The sequence below is a fragment of the Thermogemmatispora tikiterensis genome, from assembly GCF_003268475.1.
Taxonomy (GTDB): Bacteria; Chloroflexota; Ktedonobacteria; order Ktedonobacterales; family Ktedonobacteraceae; genus Thermogemmatispora; species Thermogemmatispora tikiterensis.
Genome location: NZ_MCIF01000002.1, coordinates 1,589,074 through 1,606,158 on the forward strand (window position 1 = coordinate 1,589,074; position 17,085 = coordinate 1,606,158).

At 58.1% G+C, this 17,085-nt stretch carries 10 protein-coding genes and 1 pseudogene; 3 read left to right on the forward strand and 8 right to left on the reverse strand.

Features of this window, described 5'->3' with window-relative positions; translation table 11 throughout:
• The 3 genes and pseudogenes from A4R35_RS24190 to A4R35_RS06425 form a co-directional block, all read right to left on the reverse strand.
• Positions 1-438 (reverse strand): annotated as a pseudogene (locus A4R35_RS24190) (hypothetical protein); the annotation flags it as partial.
• 46 nt (positions 439-484) lie between these two features.
• Positions 485-2,866 (reverse strand): DUF2298 domain-containing protein, encoded by a 2,382-nt coding sequence (locus A4R35_RS06420; protein WP_112427630.1) that lies wholly within the window; start codon positions 2,864-2,866, stop codon positions 485-487.
• A gap of 315 nt (positions 2,867-3,181) precedes the next feature.
• A complete protein-coding gene (locus tag A4R35_RS06425; RefSeq protein WP_112427632.1) occupies positions 3,182-5,041 on the reverse strand; it encodes a phospholipid carrier-dependent glycosyltransferase in 1,860 nt (619 codons plus the stop codon).
• Between the two features lie 437 nt (positions 5,042-5,478).
• Here A4R35_RS06425 and A4R35_RS06430 point away from each other — a divergent pair, with 437 nt between their 5' ends.
• A complete protein-coding gene (locus A4R35_RS06430; protein WP_189361404.1) occupies positions 5,479-7,254 on the forward strand; it encodes an acyl-CoA dehydrogenase family protein in 1,776 nt (591 codons plus the stop codon).
• Positions 7,255-7,553: 299 nt separating this feature from the next.
• On the opposite strand, the gene A4R35_RS06435 is transcribed toward A4R35_RS06430, so the two are convergent.
• From A4R35_RS06435 to mnmA, 4 genes are all read right to left on the reverse strand, one after another.
• The gene (locus A4R35_RS06435) at positions 7,554-7,760 is read right to left on the reverse strand and encodes a hypothetical protein (RefSeq protein ID WP_146747131.1); all 207 of its coding nucleotides are present in this window, start codon (positions 7,758-7,760) and stop codon (positions 7,554-7,556) included.
• Between the two features lie 409 nt (positions 7,761-8,169).
• Complete coding sequence (locus tag A4R35_RS06440; protein ID WP_112427638.1) at positions 8,170-8,619, reverse strand: cupredoxin domain-containing protein; 450 nt, start codon at positions 8,617-8,619, stop codon at positions 8,170-8,172.
• Between the two features lie 873 nt (positions 8,620-9,492).
• A complete protein-coding gene (gene lepA, locus A4R35_RS06445) occupies positions 9,493-11,307 on the reverse strand; it encodes a translation elongation factor 4 (protein WP_112427640.1) in 1,815 nt (604 codons plus the stop codon).
• Positions 11,304-12,452 carry a tRNA 2-thiouridine(34) synthase MnmA gene (gene mnmA / locus A4R35_RS06450; RefSeq protein ID WP_112427642.1) on the reverse strand — a complete coding sequence of 383 codons (1,149 nt, stop codon included), beginning with the start codon at positions 12,450-12,452 and terminating at the stop codon, positions 11,304-11,306. The genes lepA and mnmA overlap by 4 nt, the downstream gene beginning before the upstream one ends.
• A gap of 639 nt (positions 12,453-13,091) precedes the next feature.
• On the opposite strand from mnmA, the gene A4R35_RS06455 reads away from it, so the two are divergent.
• Positions 13,092-13,508 (forward strand): hypothetical protein, encoded by a 417-nt coding sequence (locus tag A4R35_RS06455; RefSeq protein WP_112427644.1) that lies wholly within the window; start codon positions 13,092-13,094, stop codon positions 13,506-13,508.
• Between the two features lie 342 nt (positions 13,509-13,850).
• Here A4R35_RS06455 and A4R35_RS06460 read toward each other — a convergent pair whose 3' ends face one another.
• On the reverse strand, positions 13,851-14,132 hold the full coding sequence (locus A4R35_RS06460; RefSeq protein ID WP_052888578.1) for a hypothetical protein: 282 nt from the start codon (positions 14,130-14,132) through the stop codon (positions 13,851-13,853).
• A gap of 986 nt (positions 14,133-15,118) precedes the next feature.
• On the opposite strand from A4R35_RS06460, the gene A4R35_RS06465 reads away from it, so the two are divergent.
• Complete coding sequence (locus A4R35_RS06465) at positions 15,119-16,990, forward strand: S53 family peptidase (protein WP_112427646.1); 1,872 nt, start codon at positions 15,119-15,121, stop codon at positions 16,988-16,990.
• Positions 16,991-17,085: the final 95 nt, after the last annotated feature.

Here is a 17,085-nt window from a genome sequence, read left to right on the forward strand (position 1 = left end):
CAGCCGCACCGTGGTCGTATTCACTCCCTGATCGGGCACTCCCACCAGCTGGGCCAGCTTGTAGACCAACGCCATCGCATGAAACTGAAACGGCCCATGCAAGAGCGGGTCATAGTGATAACTCAAAATATTCAGCGACAGCTGCAAGGAGAAGTAGGCATGGAGACTCTCATCGTGATGCAGCGGGCGCACCCCCAGGTCCCAGAAGCGCAACACCGCCGCCGCCACCAACACCACCCCATAGGCTACCCACTCCAGGACCTGGCTGCGGGACGGCCTTTGACGGCGCAGAGCGCCTCTAGAGTGCCAGTCTTTAGCCTGAGCAAAAACCTTCTCCTGCTCAAGCGAGTCTGGCTGCTCAGCCACTGCTCCAGCTAGCAGCTCACCCTGATCCGACCGACTATCTACAGGCTGATGCTCAAACCTCTTCAAATTCAAGGCCCAACTCCTCATACAACCTTCACCGGAAGAGCGGAGGTCATACCTATGACAGCCCAACCTTATAAATTGTCACCCCTTCGGCGGAGTAGACCACCCGCAAGAACGAAGGGAAATGGCCCAAATTAATCGTCTGATATTTCGCCAACTCCAGCGGTCCCACGTAGACATACGTCACATGATAAAGAGCCAGCAGCGAGCGTACCACGTTGGCTTGAGGACTGGTATAGATCGTTGCCACGTCGCTGGCTCGCCGATTAAAATCAGCAGCGTAGGCCACATTATTCAGCCAATTCACACGCCACTGATACTCATGGCCGACCCAGCCCATAATGGTCGGCAAGCCAGTAAAAGCCGAGATCCGAGCGTAGTCGCTATAGTCCGGGCCAACCGCCTCCACGATAACAGGATCGCCGTCGACATGGGCATTGAGCCAGCGAATCGCCGCATAATCGCCGGGATCAGTCTGGGACAGATAAGTCAGCCCATCCAGGCTATTGCTCCGTTGTGCGAAATGATCCGTGCGGGTATAGCTCCCTGCCACCGGATAGACCGCTCCGGCCAGCAGCAAGAGACAGAGGGCCGCCGTCCACACCACCTGCAAACCTTCCTGCAGAAGGCGCTGTAGTGGCGCCACCATCTCCCCAGGACGTAGGGCCTCTAGAATAAAGAAGAGAGCAGCCCCACAGGCGATCGAGAGCTGAGCCCACGACTGGAAATAGAACTTAAAGACCGTATTCATACGTGGGTAGCTGTCGGCAAAAACATCGCGCAGATAGAATACCTCGCAGCCTGCTACCAGGGCAAAAGCCAGCGATCCAAGCAACAGCGTAAAAGCCAGGGCCCGATCGCGCAAGTGAGAGAGAACCAACACCGCACCCACCGCCGCCAGAGCGCCTGCCGCCACAAATGTACCGCTGTTGCGCATGAGGAGCAGAGTCGCCAGGCCCAGCAAAGCGATCACCCAGAAGCTCAACCACTGAGCGCTGAAGCGCACGAGCCACTTGAGCCAGCCAGGAGTAGGAACAGCCGGGTCATCCTCCTTCTCAGTGGCAGCCTCCTCCTCAGCAAAGGCAGGTAACCTGGCCACGCTCGCCACCAACAGGGAGAGAAAGACGAAAGCAAACAGACCATAGATCAGAATCTCCTGGCCAGGGGACGAGCGATCAGCAGGGCCAACCACCCCGATTCCCTGAGATGGCGATACAAAGCTTAAATAGAAAGGCAGGTAGAAGGCCAGCGAGAGAATGACCAGCGGAACTGCTGCCGCGGCAATATCCACCAGGAGCGCCCCCTGGAAGCGACGCCCATGAAGTAACCACTGCTGCAGGGCAATACAGACCACAGCCAGGCCCAGATAAGTCGGATAATCCCAACCGTTCATCGTAAAGAGCGCGCCGATCACCAGCGCCGTTACGCCCAGGGTCAGCGGGAGGCGCCAGCCGCGACCAAAGATGAAGATCCCCTGACCCTCGCGCGCCAGCAAGAGATTAAAGGCCAAAGCAATGGCCAGGATAGTGAAGGCCAGAGCCAGCACATGGGCATGGAAACAGGAGAGCAGAAAGCTGAAAGCGGGGAATTCATTGATCGTCTTATCAACCACCCGCGAGGGCGCAAACCAATCGAACTGATTAAGGTCACCGTGATCGCGCCACCACTGCTGCGTCGCGGCCAGATTGCCCAGAATCAAACCGAGCGCCATCGTCAGGAGTCCGTAGGGCATAGCTGCTGTTAAGCGCGGGAAAGCCAAAGCCGGCGCCTCAGCGCGTCCATCATCAGGAGGAGAGCCAGCAGCGCGGACATGCTTGGCCCAGGCAATCACATTGCAGGTCACGCCGAAGAGATTAACCGCCGTCAGCCCGAAAAAGATACAGATTCCAGTATTAAAAGCGATGGAAGGAGATTGCCCCAGAAGCTTTGCCAGCACCACGATCGTAAAGTGAGCGTAGTAATAGTAATTGATCGGATAGCCGGCATACCACATATCATTCGGCGGCAGATGAGGACTGCGCATAATTGCTGCAATAAAGCCCTCATCCATAAACATCTCAAAGCCGCGGATATCAGGGCCATAGGAGCGAATCCACCCGAGCAAAAAGACCATACCCAGGAAAACCAGCTCGCAACTGACCAGATAGATCGCATTCGCACGCAGCAACTTGAACAGCGTCGCGCGCACCAGCAGCAGGCCCGCAAGAGCAGGAATCAGAAGCACCACGAAGACCCCGGCAATAAAAGCGCGGCTGAACGGCCAGGACTGGACGCACATCAAAGGCAACCATACACAGAAGGCGAAGAGCGCTAGCGCCAGGGTTTTACTAAAGGCCCAGCCGCGGTCGGGGAGATTGCGCAAGACTGTCACAGTCAGCGGCAGGCAGAGCAGGCCCAGCAGCTCCACCAAAGCCCATATCAAGAGCAAGTCAAGCATAGGAATACTCGATCAGTACCACCATAGATTTCTCAGCTCCTGAGCCACCGTGTCACAGCCCCCTGTGCACATGGGTCACCTGCCAGGCAGAAGCCCAGAAGCCATGATCAGCCCGGCCCCAGCCAGCACGCCAGTGAATCGAAGCACAGAGCTGCTTACCAGCAAGTGGCCAGCAGCACAGCGCATCTTAGGGAGCAGCTGACTCGGAGCTACTGCCCTGCAGTACCTCCCACCATCTCCAATTACCAACGAATCTGGCGCCCCTTCTGTCCCGCAAGCAGCCTCATCCTGGGAGGAAAGAGAACTCGACACTGACTAAGGGGCCGAGAAGGCACAGCTTAGCGAATTGACAGGCTGAGGCCAGTGCACGCCAGTCACGAGCTTCTCAAAAAGCTGCTGCGGCGTGTAAGGATAGGGAGTATCACGCACAAAGATGCGGGCGACCGGATGATCAAAGACCGAATAGCTCTCATCGGCTCCGCTGTCGTCGAGCGTAATACCAAAGAGATGCGGACGCACCACAAACTGAGCAGCTAGATGGAAGCCCAGCTGTCCACTAAACAGGAGTTGATAATAGTGAATCGTCAGCGGATAGCGTGCGGGCAGGCGCGGGATCGACTTATCGAGGCGATCAGTAGGCATAGTAATGGCATCGACAGTCGGCAAGAGCTTGGCCAGAGTGCAGGCTTTCTGCGGGGTATCATCCCCATAGAGATCCAATCCTGTTTGAGGCTGGCCAGCAGCGTTCAAATAGGTTGCCTGACGGTAGATGCTGGGGTCATGGCCATCGACTGGCACAGGCAACGGATCATCCCACTGCTCGTAGGTCAGCACGCTGCCCGGCGGTAGATGGGCATAGATCCAGCGTGAAGCCATCACTCGCGTATTTGGCTCGCTATATACATTCAGTAAAGCCAGACCTTGAAAGGCCGTGCCGGCCAAAACCACCCCCACCAGCCCATAGCCGATAGCGCGCGCCAGGGGGCCGCGGCTCGCTCCGATTTTACCCTCAACCTGCCCCCTCCTACGCGTTAGCCACCGCTCCAGCCAGACCAGAATCTGCAGCAGCAGGAACGCAGCAAGCAAGGTCAGGAAGGGATAGAGCGGCAGCATATAGCGCATAAACTTGACATAGAAACTGCCTGTAATGGCTCCATAGACCACCACCCAGGAGAGCGGAACTAGCCAGGCAGAGAGCAGGCGTCGTCTGAGCAGATACCAACAGAGCCAGAGCAAGCCAGCCAGGGCGGTCAAGCCCAATGTCAGGCCCTGGCCCCAGAGAACCATATTCTGCAGCTCGTAAAGATAAGGAATCGTACCAGCGAACTGGCGCACGTAGGGCAGATCGATCAGGCCGCGGGCCAGGTCCCCCTGGAATGAGACCTGCTGGATAAAGTCTCGCGCATCGAGAAAAGCATAGGGCATGGCTACAAAGAAGACCAGCCCGGTTGTGACCAGCGAGAGGACGAACAGCCCCCAGCCATGCAGGGAGTCTTGACGCCACCAGCGCAGGCCAAAAGCCAGCCCCAGTGGAACGATCAGGGGAGCTGCACTAAACTTGGTCGCCAGCGCCAGGCCATAGCCCAGACCGGCCAGGAGTGCCCAGCGGAGCGGATGCTCACTTTTGACCAGGGCCACACAGGCCAGCACCGTGAGCGTGATGAAAAAGACCAGAATGGTATCGACTGCGTAAAAATGTGAGAGCTGTAATTGCAGGGGGGTGAACACCACCAGGGCGGCGGCCAGCAGAGCCACTGCCCAGGCGCGAGGTCGGCCAGGCTGCTCGTCTTCCACCAACAAGAGCGCCAAGAGAGCCGTGAGCGCAATCGTTCCACTATCAAAGAGGGCTGAAATCGCGCGGCCCAGCAGCGTGAGAGTGGCAAAGTTGCCCAGGGCGGGGAAGAAAGGCTTCAAGACCGCGCCCACTGCAGCCAGCAAATAAATCGGGAACGAGCCGTAAGCAAAGAATTGTGGATTCAATGGAGAGTGAGCTGCGTCCAGGAACTGGGCCCAGCTTGTGGGCCGAGCAATCGCCACGACGTGAAAGAGAATCTCGCGCTCATCGGGATGGAAGCTATTACCATCATCCCAATTCAGGCCATAGAGGCGAAGCGCTAAGCCAAGCACTGTCAAGGCGATCAGTGCGAGTGGACGCCAGCGAATAACAAGCTTCACGGAGCGCCTCTGTCGTCTCTACTCAAGCAAAGATGAACCATCTATCGCCACGGCTGCCTACTACAGCAAGCTATCGTCTTTTTCCTGTGGTTGTGGCCTTTAGTATAGGAGGATTGCCTGCAGTGGTCAAGAGAGAGGGCCCGACCACAGATGGCGGGGTCTCAGAACATCGATAGCCAGCGATCAAAGCGAGAGCCTCGGGCAGCACCGGAAGCCGAGGGGAGATGCTGGTGGACATAGTCGGACTCCTTCCGCAAAATGGCAGCATCGCTGCTCTCTCTGTAAAGGATACCATAGCCTCGGCAGTCAGGCAACAGGCACAGCTTAGCTTCACTCCCCGAAGCTCTGAAGATATGCTACACTGCCTATGGGAGGTTGGAGAAAGCGAAGCACCTTGCCCACCCATCACAAGCAGAGAAGCGGAAAGGAGGCCACGAGTGCCTGCCCTGGACGAGCAGAGCCTGATGCCTGGCACAGAGGGCATAAACTTTTATGAAGCCGATCCCATCCTGGAGCAATTGCTCCAGCGTCATCTTTCCCCCGACGACTACGAGCGCGCACGCCCCCTGCTTCTGCACATGGGGGCAGTTGCCTCCGAGCGCATGGATGAGTTGGCCGCCATTGCCGACCGACACGGGCCGGTGCTGCGCCAATACGATCGACGTGGTCAGCGCATCGACGAAGTAATCTTTCATCCGGCCTATCACGAACTTGAACGCATCGCCTACCAGGACTTTGCCATCGCCGCCTGCTCCCACCGTGAGGGTGCCCTAGGCTGGCCCGGACGCGTCCCTCAGCCTGTTAAATTTGCCCTGGCCTACCTCGGCATGCAAGCCGAAGCAGGCGTCTTCTGTCCTGTTTCCATGACCGACGCCCTGGCTCGCGTTTTGGAGCGCTATGGCGATGAAGCACTCAAGCAGCGCTTTCTTCCTCATCTGACCGCCCTCAGCCTGGATCAGCTCCAGCAGGGGGCTATGTTCTTAACCGAGAAGCAAGGTGGCTCAGACGTCGGTCAGACAGCCACCATAGCCCGTCGACGCGAGGGCGGCGAGGACAAGACTGAGTTCTGGCCCCAGTGGCAGCTCTGGGGAGAGAAATGGTTTTGCTCTAACGTCTCTGCCGACCTGATTCTCACCCTGGCACGTCCCAGCGGCGCTCCAGCCGGAACACGGGGCCTGGGCCTTTTCCTGGTACCCCGTCGTCTGCCAGACGGAAGACGCAACGCCTACACCATTAACCGCTTAAAGGAGAAACTGGGCACTCGCTCGCTGGCCACAGGTGAAGTAACCCTGGAGGGCGCCCTGGCCTACCAGGTGGGAGCCTTGGAACGGGGCTTCGTCCAGATGACCGAGATGATCAACCTGACTCGCATCTGGGCAGCCATCGGCTCCCTGGCCGCCATGCGGCGCAGCCTGCTAGAGGCCACAGTGCACACCCACGGACGCACCGTCTTCGGGCGTCGCCTCTGTGACCATCCCCTCATGCGGCGTCAACTAGTTGATCTCCTCCTCGAAGTCGAAGGCTGCGCAGCACTGGCCTTCGAGACAACAGCAGTTCTGGAGCGGGTTGACCGCTACGGGCGCGAGGAAGATCGCCGCTTGCTGCGCATCTTGACACCTCTCTGCAAATACTACATCCCCAAGCGAGGCGAGTACGTTACCTTGGAAGCGCTGGAGATGCGGGGAGGCAATGGCTACGTGGAAGATTGGGTGAATCCGCGCCTCCTACGGGACGCCATTGTCAACGCCATCTGGGAAGGAGCCAGCAACGTGATCGTTCTCGACGTCGCGCGGGCCATGAGCCGTGAGGGTAGCCACCTACAGCTCTTCGCCTGGTTAGAGGAGCGACTGCGTGCTCTCCAACGCCCTGAGCTGGCGGAGAGTGTTCACGATCTCCAGCTCAGCCTGAAGCAAGTCGCAGCTCGCTTCGAGGCCCTGACGACGCTTGATCCCGAAAGTGCCCAGCTGCCCCTACGTGGCCTGGTTGAGCGTCTAGCCCAAGTCACCATCGCCACGCTTTTGCTAGAGCAGGCAGCCACCAGCCTCAGTAGCTCGCAGGCCGTTGGCGAACGGCAGCTGCTCCTTGCCCAACTCTTCATGAGGCGTCATCTGCAGCCTCATCCCGATGGCTGGCAGGCGGACGACGATCGCCGACCTTTGGACCAGTTCGCGACGCTGATCCAGGGAGCGGTTCGTTTCAGACAGGGAGTCTAAAAAAGAGGAAAAAGCCTTCAGCGATGCCGGCCCGGCGTGTCGATGCGAGGCAGAGGCAAATGGGCCGGCATCGCGACGGCGGACAGGTAAACATAGACTATCTCCACAGTTGGAGAAGAATGAAGAACAGAGGAAGGAGAGGGCGAGGCTCACGCAACAACGAGACAAGGCCCAGAGACAAAAACCTCCGTCTTTCCTCGCCCGTCGAAGCAGGCCCGGCAGCTTCAGCCAGGTAGCGGGGAAAAGGGCGAGGCGTGGCCTCTGGAGACCTGGGAGAGAGGGCAATCGCAGGTGCTCACTTAGGCCAGAACGCCGTCGCGTTCCCCTACCAGACGCTGGATCTCACGCAAGCGCCACTCAGCCCGTTCCACATTCTCCAGAGCCTGGGCTAGAATGCGTTCCTCCAGGGAAGAGAAGGACTGCTCGATTTCGGGATCGATCGAGCCGCCAAGCAGTTCCAGGGCACGATGGAGCCTGGGATCTTCAGTTGCAGCTACCATTGACATGGCGTGTCACCTCTCGATCAAGAACTGAGTCTGACAGCAAGCAAGTCCATCACCAGCCATGAAATAAAGACCGGCGCGGCGCACTCCAGTCTCAAGCTATCCCAGCAGGCTAGCGAGGATGACAGAAGAGCGGGACCATCGGGGGCTACCCAGATGGAGATTCTCGCTCCTCAACAGAATACGCCTGAACACCGAAACAGGTTGCAGCCCCCGCACCACCACCGACTTCATTCATAGTCTCCATTTCTATGATACGTCTGGCGCCAAAAACGGTATAAAGGGGCTACCAACATTCCTATCTGCAAAAATTCTAAACTGCCAGCTCTTTTCGAGAGGAGGGCTTGGGAGGCAGCCTCATCTCCTCGTGTCTCCTGCCACCCGCAACCTCCTCCCTTAACGTAAGGCCCGTCTACTTGACGATCACCGTCAAGTTCATCCCTTGGTGGATCGTACAGTAGAGTTTAAATGTACCAGCGGTAGTGAAAGGGCCAATCTGCTTCGTATCGTTGCCACTGAACTGCACATCGACCTTTGGAGCTCCCGGCTCAATCGCAGGCTTGGCAGTCCCATTGACCCAAGAGCCGTTTTGAATAATGTGCGGCACAGCGACAGTATCGACCAGCGTAATCGATTCACCCTTTTGGATGGTGATAGAGGACACCTCGAAGTTCGTGGCGTCCATCTTCACTGTGTTCCCCCCGCTGGCGCTGCTCGCCGAAGAAGAACTACCGCTGCTGCTGCTTGCATTGGCCGCAGTCGAGCTGGTTGTCCCAGGCCGTGTACAGGCCACCAACAGCAGGCTCACCAGCGCCAGCGCTGTCAACACCAGCCACAGCAAGCGTAGAGGTTTCTGCTCCATAGCAACCTTGTAGCCTCTCAATCCTAGCCGATGCCGAAAGCAGAACAATCTGCACGCACGACAGAGCGCTGTAGCCCCTGGCTAGCAGAGCTACAAGTAACGCTCTCTCTGTCTCTCGGCTCTTCCTGCTTTCGAGGATATAATACGGCGACCCGCAGCCTCTGCAAATCCGGCAAATACCCGATATTGCGTCGGGTATTTACCTGATCTATTAGCTCAACTGCAGATGCTGGCATCCCACTCGCCATGCTCGCGTTTCTCTCGTTCTCCACCCCAGCTGCCGCAGCTCCTGATGGACAGCAGGCAAGCCCTCAACTTTCCACCTGACAGGCATAGGCCCCGTCAGCAGCACAGACAGATGCTACAGGAGCAGTCGGCCTAACCGGCTTCACCATCACCATCTTTCTTCAGCTTTTCAGGCTTCTTGAGTAGCAGGACTGCCACAAGAAGCCTGACATTGATTTTGCAAATTTTCAACAAGCTACCTTTCTTGCCCGGGTCCTCCTTGACTTCCGTGAAACAGGATGGTATACTTTAAGTGTTCCTGGCAGGGAACATTTCCAGGGAACGACCCTGGCACAAGGCGCAGGCTTTGCTTGGAATCCCGAAAGGAGGTTGTATGCAGATGAAGAAACCGATACGCCTCTTAGGGATGGTGTTCCAAATTGACTAGGAGCGCCCGTAAAAGCGGGCACTCCAAGCCTCTGAGCGCTGCGCCATCGATCTGACAACCGCTGCAACTGAGAGGTTTATGGGCGGTCGCGACGACGGGGTGACCGTCGGATCCTGGCAGGCGTAAACAGAGGGCATGCGGGGCATACGTAAGACCTATTTATGCCCCGTCCTTTTGTTTTTTTGTTTTTGGGGATCGCGCTATTCTCCGTCTTCCTTGAGGGAGAGCACTGCCATAAAGGCCTCCTGAGGAATCTCCACGCTGCCTACCATCTTCATACGCTTCTTACCCTCCTTCTGCTTCTCCAGCAGCTTCTTCTTGCGCGTGACATCGCCCCCGTAGCATTTGGCCAGGACATCTTTGCGCAGAGCCTTGATGGTCTCACGTGCTATGACGCGCGAACCAATAGCTGCCTGGATGGGCACTTCGAAGAGTTGACGAGGGATCAGTTTGTGTAGTTTTTCAACCAGCGCCCGCCCGCGGCGATAAGCTTCACTGCGATGAACAATGATGGAGAGCGCGTCGACCGGCTGCCCGTTGACCAGAATATCCAGCTTCACCAGATCGGCCTCGCGGTAACCGGCAAAGCTGTAGTCCAGAGAGGCATAGCCCTGTGTGCGTGATTTGAGCTGATCGTGGAAGTCCACAATCAACTCGGCTAGCGGCATACGGTATGTCAGCAGCACGCGATCGGCCTCAATATATTTCATCTCCTTGAAGACGCCGCGCCGCGCCGTCACCAGCTCCATAATCGGGCCAATATAGCGGGCCGGGGAGAAAATTGACAGTTCCACCCACGGTTCTTCAATCTTTTCGATCTCGCCAGGTGGGGGGAAGGCCGAAGGGTTATCGACTTTGACCACTTCCCCGTTGCGCTTCGTGACGTAATATTCTACGTTAGGTGCTGTGGCCAGAATGCGCAGGCCATACTCGCGCTCCAGCCGCTCCTGAATGATCTCCATATGGAGCAGACCCAGGAATCCACAGCGGAACCCGAAACCGAGGGCCGCGGAGGTCTCCGGCTCGAAGGAGAGCGAAGCGTCATTGAGCTGCAACCGTTCCAGAGCTTCGCGCAGCAGCGGATAGTCATCGCTATCGACCGGGTAGAAGCCGGCGAAAACCATCGGCTTGGCCGGTTTATAACCTGGCAGCGGCTCGATCTGACCGAGGACCTCGGGAACGGTCGCCGTATCGCCAACCCGACAATCTTTGACGTTTTTGAAGCCCGTTGCCAGATAGCCTACCTCTCCAGCGCTGAGGATCTGCGTCGAGACCATGCGTGGCTGGAAGTAGCCAGCTTCGATGACTTCGGTGACACTACCAGTGGCCATCATGGCAATGCGATCACCAACGCGCACACTTCCGTCCACGATGCGAACGTAGGCGATCACTCCTTTGTAGCTGTCATAGTGCGAATCGAAGACCAGCGCACGCAAGGGACGCCCCAGGTTGCCATGTGGCGGTGGAATGCGCTCGACAATGGCCTCCAGAATCTCGCTGACGCCGATTCCTTCCTTGGCCGAAGCCAGGAGACACTCGCTCGCAGGCAGGCCAATGACGTCTTCAACTTCTTGGCGCACCCGCTCAGGGTCGGCACTCGGCAGGTCAATCTTATTGATCACCGGAATAATGGTGAGGTCTGCCTCCAGGGCCAGATAGAGATTGGCCAGGGTCTGGGCTTCGATCCCCTGCGTGGCATCGATGACCAGTAAGGCCCCCTCACAGGCAGCGAGGCTACGCGAGACCTCGTACGTGAAGTCGACGTGTCCTGGAGTATCGATTAGATTCAGTTCATACTGTTCACCGTTGCGCGCCGTATAGAGCATGCGCACAGCCTGAGCCTTGATGGTAATGCCCCGCTCCCGCTCTAGCTCCATCTGGTCCAGCACTTGCTCGGTCATCTCGCGGCTGGAAATGGTGCCTGTGTATTCCAGAAGGCGGTCGGCCAGGGTCGATTTGCCATGATCGATGTGCGCGATGATGCAGAAGTTGCGAATATGGGCTTGATCCGTCATGCTTCAATGATGCCTCCGCACAACACTTCATCGCCATCAGCGCCGCCGTAGAAGACCGCGCCCTGCCCTGGCGTAACAGCTCGCACCGGCTGCTCCAGCGTGACAAGAGCGCGGCGACCCTCTAGCGGCGTCACCCATGCTCGCTGCTCGCTGGCTTTGTAACGGATGCGGACCGCCGCTTCAAATGGTTCTGTCGGAACATCGCCGCTGATATAGTGCATGGAGTGGACGGTAAAGCTGGTACGCTCCAGCGCATCTGCCGGGCCAACAATCAGGGCGTTCCGCTCCGTGTCAATCTTGAGCACATGGAGTGGATGGGACGAGGTCAATCCGAGGCCGCGCCGCTGTCCAATGGTGTAGAAAGCCAGACCTCGATGCTGTCCGAGCAGGTTGCCTTCGCGATCATAGATCGGGCCAGGACGCGGGACCGGCAGGATGGTGCTGCGCTGACCAACAGCGACCTCAGCGGCGACCTCGCTGGCCGCATAACGCTGGATGAAACCGCGATAGTCGTCGCGGGCCACAAAACAGATTTCCTGGCTCTCGGGCTTGCTGGCCACAGGCAGACCGCGCTCCGCCGCCATTGCCCGCACCTGCTCCTTAGTATAGGCTCCCAATGGGAACCAGGCACGGGCAAGCTGCTCCTGGTTCAGCACGTGCAGCACATAGGACTGATCCTTCTGCCGATCAACCGCTCTTAGCAAGCGATATTTCCCTGTCAGGGGATCACGCTCAACGCGCGCATAATGGCCAGTGGCCAGATAGTCCGCCTCTAGCGCCAGCGCTCGCTTCAAGAGCACTGTGAAGCGAATAAAGCGGTTACAGACCAGACAGGGATTGGGAGTGCGACCAGCCACATACTCCCGATAAAAGTAGTCAACGACCTGATCCTTAAATTCTTGCTCGACATTCATCAGATAAAAGGGAATGTCAAGCAGGCGAGCTACGCGCCGCGCATCGTCAACCGCCTCCAGCGAGCAACACTTGTTCTGCACCACGCGCTCAACGCTGTCATCCTCCTCGCTGCCTGGCTCAGCCCAGAGGCGCAGCATGATGCCGATTACCTCATGCCCCTGTTCCTTGAGAAGGGCAGCCGCTACCGAGCTATCCACGCCGCCACTCATGGCAACGACAACTCTTGCCATACTGCTGCTTCCTTCCCGCTATTTTCACTCGTCTATTTTCTTTCCCTTCTTGCCTTTCTCTCAGTATCCTCACCAGGATCGACTGGGACAGGCTGTCCTTGAGCGCGCACGGCCCAAGTGAGCGAAAAAAGACTAGCCCACCGCCTGGCTAGCCTCTTTCTCTCTGTCTTTCCTTCCTTCTTTCTTTCAGTACCCTCGCCCGAATCGGCCCCTCTGCAAGCGTGGTCGACGCACTTTGAGTGCTCTATGAATTGTACTTTCGCTCAGTGTAGCACAGGTTGCCGTCCTTGTCAAACCGATGGAGCCGTTCCCTGCCGTGCTTCGGTCAGTCCTGTTTGATTGAGCTACCTCTCGACGAGAAGGCTGTTATCGTGTATAATAGGCGCAACGTCAACAGGCCTGACAGCTATTGGCTGCCGGAGGCCGATACCCACGCAAGCTCGACTCAGCGGCAGGAGAGCGGATCGAGTCACCCTCGTCGCGCTTAGTAAAGCTGAGCTGGTGAGCAACGGAAGAGCAGCCGCCTTGGCTGAGGCGAAGATCTTGCGGCGCCGCGCCGACCGCAGCAGACCCTGTCAGCACGCGCAGAGAGACCCAGGGCTGCGGCAGCGGGCCCGTGTAAGCAGGAGTGAGTCAGCAATGGCAAAGAAAGCAGGTGCACGCAGCGGGACACGGCAGAAGGCCCGTGCGCAGAAGCACATCGAGCTGGTTCGCCAGGTAGGGCAGGGGGAACATAGCAGAGTTTCTACCCTGGAAGATAGCCCGGCCTCGCAGAGCCAACAGCATACCTCTAGCACCGCCGCCCAGGCTCGTCCCGAGGAAACACGCGAGCGGGAACGCTCGGCGCTTCCTGCTGAAACTTCTCGTCCGACCAGCGCGGCCAGCAAGCTGGCTGCTCGCCGTCAGGCGGGCCGGACTGCCCAGCGCAGCGCCGCTTTAGTTACCCCAGAGCACTACGCGTATGTCCGCCGAGACCTGGTGATCATTATGATCCTGGCAGCTATCATGTTCGCAACACTGATCGTTCTTCATTTCGTGCCAGCTCTCGGCGGCTAGCACAGCAGCGCTGCCTTCCATCCAGTGCGCACCCACCGCCCAGCAAACCGGGTAGCGAATGCGGCAGGGAAGCTGTTTCTTCTCTCCAGGACAAGGCTCGCATAGATAGATCCAGCCAGCTTTCCAGAGCCAAAGAACAGGAAAGGAAAGAAAAGAACAGAAGCACCGAGGCTACTCCTCTTTCCCTCAGTGCTTCTTCTTTTTCTTCTCCTTCAGTGTCGCCGAGGATCTCTCATCCTGGATGGCTTGCCTAGAGGCCGCACAGCGGTCTAAAGCCAGACAAGCGAACGAGGAGAGAGCCTTGCAAGGCTCGCGCTGCTCTGTCTCCTATCCTGCCTGGCACTAGTGCATCAGGGGTCCAGTATTCAGCCCGGCAGAAATACCCTGGCGATGTTCAGCCGGGATCGTTACGCCCAGCACGCGCTGCATGGCCATGGTGTGCGAACAATGCCCCCAGTCCTGGAAGAAACGGCAGGTGCAGTTCCAGACTCCATGATCATAATTGGTAGTATGGACATCGTTCTCACCACGGAACTTGGCCTCGAAGCGCGTAAACTGGATACGCTCCGGCTCTTCCGCATAACGCTTGGCTTTAGCGATTTTGCTGATCATGCTTGAATTCACGGTCGGTACTCTCCTTCAGGTGTAGCAAGCAAGCACCACTTCACATACAGATCAACGGCAACTGTCTCACGAGGCGTGGACAACAGCTCATGCCAATAGGTGTGGCCTATCCCATCCCATCAGCAATGTTCTCAATGTGCAAGGGGCTGAAGGCCCGAGAGCGTGTCTCACCCTCCTTTCACGCGAAGTCTCGCCCCCGGAGCAGAGGGACGAACAGCCACCAACACTGGCCCACTCACTCCTCTTCGCAATCAGATACGGAGGCCACCTGCGCCTGGGAGACACCCCAGCAACGCCATCATGTGAAGAATCTGTGTAGAGCCTGGTGATGAGTGCATGTTGACCGTGACAAGAGAAATAAAAAACACCAGGGTCGAACCTCCCCAGTGTGTATGCATGCTAGCCGTTGGCAGTATGGGCTGACACGCCTGCCTTCCGCGACGTAACCCGTGCATCCTCTTTCTCTGAGTGCATAGGCGGCAACCCTCGTAATTGATATCTTCCCCGTTGAAACTCTGCACCGTCCTGGTAAGACCAAGTATACCACAGATTGGTGCGAATGTCCAGAGGGAGGGATGGCCCCCGGAGACCGGTCAGAGATGCACACGCTCGCGGCTGCAGACGACAGGGGTGGCTGCTCCTGGCTGCACAACGGGTCTTCGCGCCGGCGCTGTCAGAGATCCTGCTCTGTTTCGTTTCCTGGGAACAGACCAGGCTCACAACCGCAGTGTTAGCCACTTCACTGCAGGCTCTGTCTTCTCTCAGCTACACTGATGAGTGTCACCGCCTGGTTAACCAGCAGAACACTGCTAGCTGTTTCAGTTGGTATGTGTCGCTTGTTCGTGGCCTCACGTTTCCCCGGTATGACCGACGTTGAGTGAGACGGATTCGCGCAGTGGCCAGGTCTCGGTCATTCCAGTCGGGTCCACTTGTCTCGCAGAGAGACACTGGTCAGTCTCGATCAATTAGGAGGAGGGAATCAACCGATGAGCAGCAGTGACCCTTTTCGAGCTGGAGTCTCTCTGCCCAGGTACAGAGGAGCTTTCCTGGCCAGCTTACTTCTGGTGCTCCTACTGAGCGCCTGCCTCTTCCCCGGCCCTGGTTCTCCAGAGGCTGATCGTCATGCCACTCCAGCAGCAACAGTCGTTTCTCGACAGGCCCCAACTCTACTTCCTGACAATCACGTCATTGTCGACCGACCCATCATCCATAATCTCCCCCCCGGTCAAGCTGTGCCTCAAGACCTCGTCCTGCCTCTGACCATTGACCTGCTGTATAACGATACGGCCCTGGAGCGCACGCTCGACCAGATCTATACGCCCGGCTCACCGCTCTACAGGCACTATTTGACGCCACAACAGATCCGTCAGGCCTTCGGTCCCAGCGATGAGCAGATTCAAAACGTGCGCCAGTGGTTCAGCAGCCAGGGTTATCGCATCCTGGCAGTCGACAGCCTGGCCACCTCGCTACGGGTAGAAGCCTCGGTGGGCACCATCGAACACAGTCTGCACCTGCAGCTTCAGCAGTATATTCAGCAAAATGGACCATCCAGTCAGAAATTCTATCTGCCCACGGGCCAGCCCCGTCTGCCGGCTCACATTGCCTCCCTGGTCCAGTCGATCATCGGCCTCAGTACTTTCGGGATCTTCCAGCCAGAGCTGCGATCCCAGCAGCCGGGTCCAGCAGCGGCGGCTAAGTCAGGAGACTGCCATCAGTATGGAGCCAGGCAGACTCTGACGCACGCTCAGCTGGCCGCCGCCTACCAGTTTGACCAGCTCTACCGGCATGGCCTGCAGGGCCAGGGCATAAGCATCGGTATTCTCGAGTTGAACGAGCCATTCGACTTGCAGGATGTTGCTCAGTACTTCGCCTGCGCAGGAGTGCAGCCACCTTCCATCGAGGTTGAGAACGTCGTGGGGAAGGTAGCACCCGGGCCCGGTCAGGGCGAGGCCGCTCTCGACCTCGAGCTGGCCGGCAGTTTGGCCCCGCAAGCCCATCTGGTGGTTTACCAGGCCCAGAAGGCCTCGACTCAGGACATGCTGGCAATTTTTCAGCGTGTCGCCGCAGAGAATCGCCTGGCAGCGTTTAGCGTCAGCTATGGTGCCCCAGAGGATGCTCTCAGCGACAACGAACAGCTCAGCCTGGCACGAGCGCTGCGCATGATGGCCACAGAAGGAATCTCTGTTCTTGTGAGCAGTGGCGACTGCGGGGCCTTCTCAGAGCGTCTACCCAATATCGCCCTGGTGGAAATGCCCAGCGCTATCCCCTACGCTATCGCCGTAGGAGGCACGACCCTGCAGGTCAATGTCCACAATGAGCGCACCAATGAAACAGCCTGGGGACGCATGGCAGGCGCCGGATCGTTCTGCCAGAATGACTGGGGCAGCGGCGGAGGCGTCACCCAGTCCTCTCTCTTCAAACGACCATCATGGCAGACCGGCCCTGGCTTGAATAGCCACTACGATGGGACGGCTGGTCTGATTCTGACTCCAGATCTCACGCCAGTGCAGGCCCCCAATGGTCTGCGCCAGGTCCCCGATGTGGCAGCCGCCGCCGATAATATTGCCATCTTCTGGCATGGGCGTTGGGTGAGAGCCGGTGGCACCAGCGCCGCCGCTCCCATCTGGGCCGCTGGCCTGGCTCTGGTCGATCAGGGTCTGCGCCAACTCCAAAAGCCTCTCTTCGGCAGCACGCCGACCCTCTACTGGCTGGCCAACCATCCCGGTCGCTCCCAACTGCTCAACGATGTTGTGAGCGGTGACAACGGCTTCTACCGCGCTACCCCCGGCTGGGACTACGTTACAGGCTGGGGCTCCCCCAACTTCTTCGCCCTCCTCCAGTGCCTGCAGTCGGCCTGAGAGCAGCCAGCAGGGGCAGGGGCTGTAGAGAAGCTCCCTGCCCTTGCTGGCCCCTTTCTCCCTCTCTACCTCCGCTTCCTCTTGACAGAAGCACT

Excerpts from the sequence above, each read along its gene's own strand:
- A4R35_RS06420 (WP_112427630.1), bottom strand. The coding sequence starts at position 2,866 with ATGCTTGACTTGCTCTTGATATGGGCTTTGGTGGAGCTGCTGGGCCTG.
- A4R35_RS06435 (WP_146747131.1), bottom strand. The coding sequence starts at position 7,760 with ATGTCAATGGTAGCTGCAACTGAAGATCCCAGGCTCCATCGTGCCCTG.
- A4R35_RS06440 (WP_112427638.1), bottom strand. The coding sequence starts at position 8,619 with ATGGAGCAGAAACCTCTACGCTTGCTGTGGCTGGTGTTGACAGCGCTG.
- lepA (WP_112427640.1), bottom strand. The coding sequence starts at position 11,307 with ATGACGGATCAAGCCCATATTCGCAACTTCTGCATCATCGCGCACATC.
- mnmA (WP_112427642.1), bottom strand. The coding sequence starts at position 12,452 with ATGGCAAGAGTTGTCGTTGCCATGAGTGGCGGCGTGGATAGCTCGGTA.
- A4R35_RS06455 (WP_112427644.1), top strand. The coding sequence starts at position 13,092 with ATGGCAAAGAAAGCAGGTGCACGCAGCGGGACACGGCAGAAGGCCCGT.
- A4R35_RS06465 (WP_112427646.1), top strand. The coding sequence starts at position 15,119 with ATGAGCAGCAGTGACCCTTTTCGAGCTGGAGTCTCTCTGCCCAGGTAC.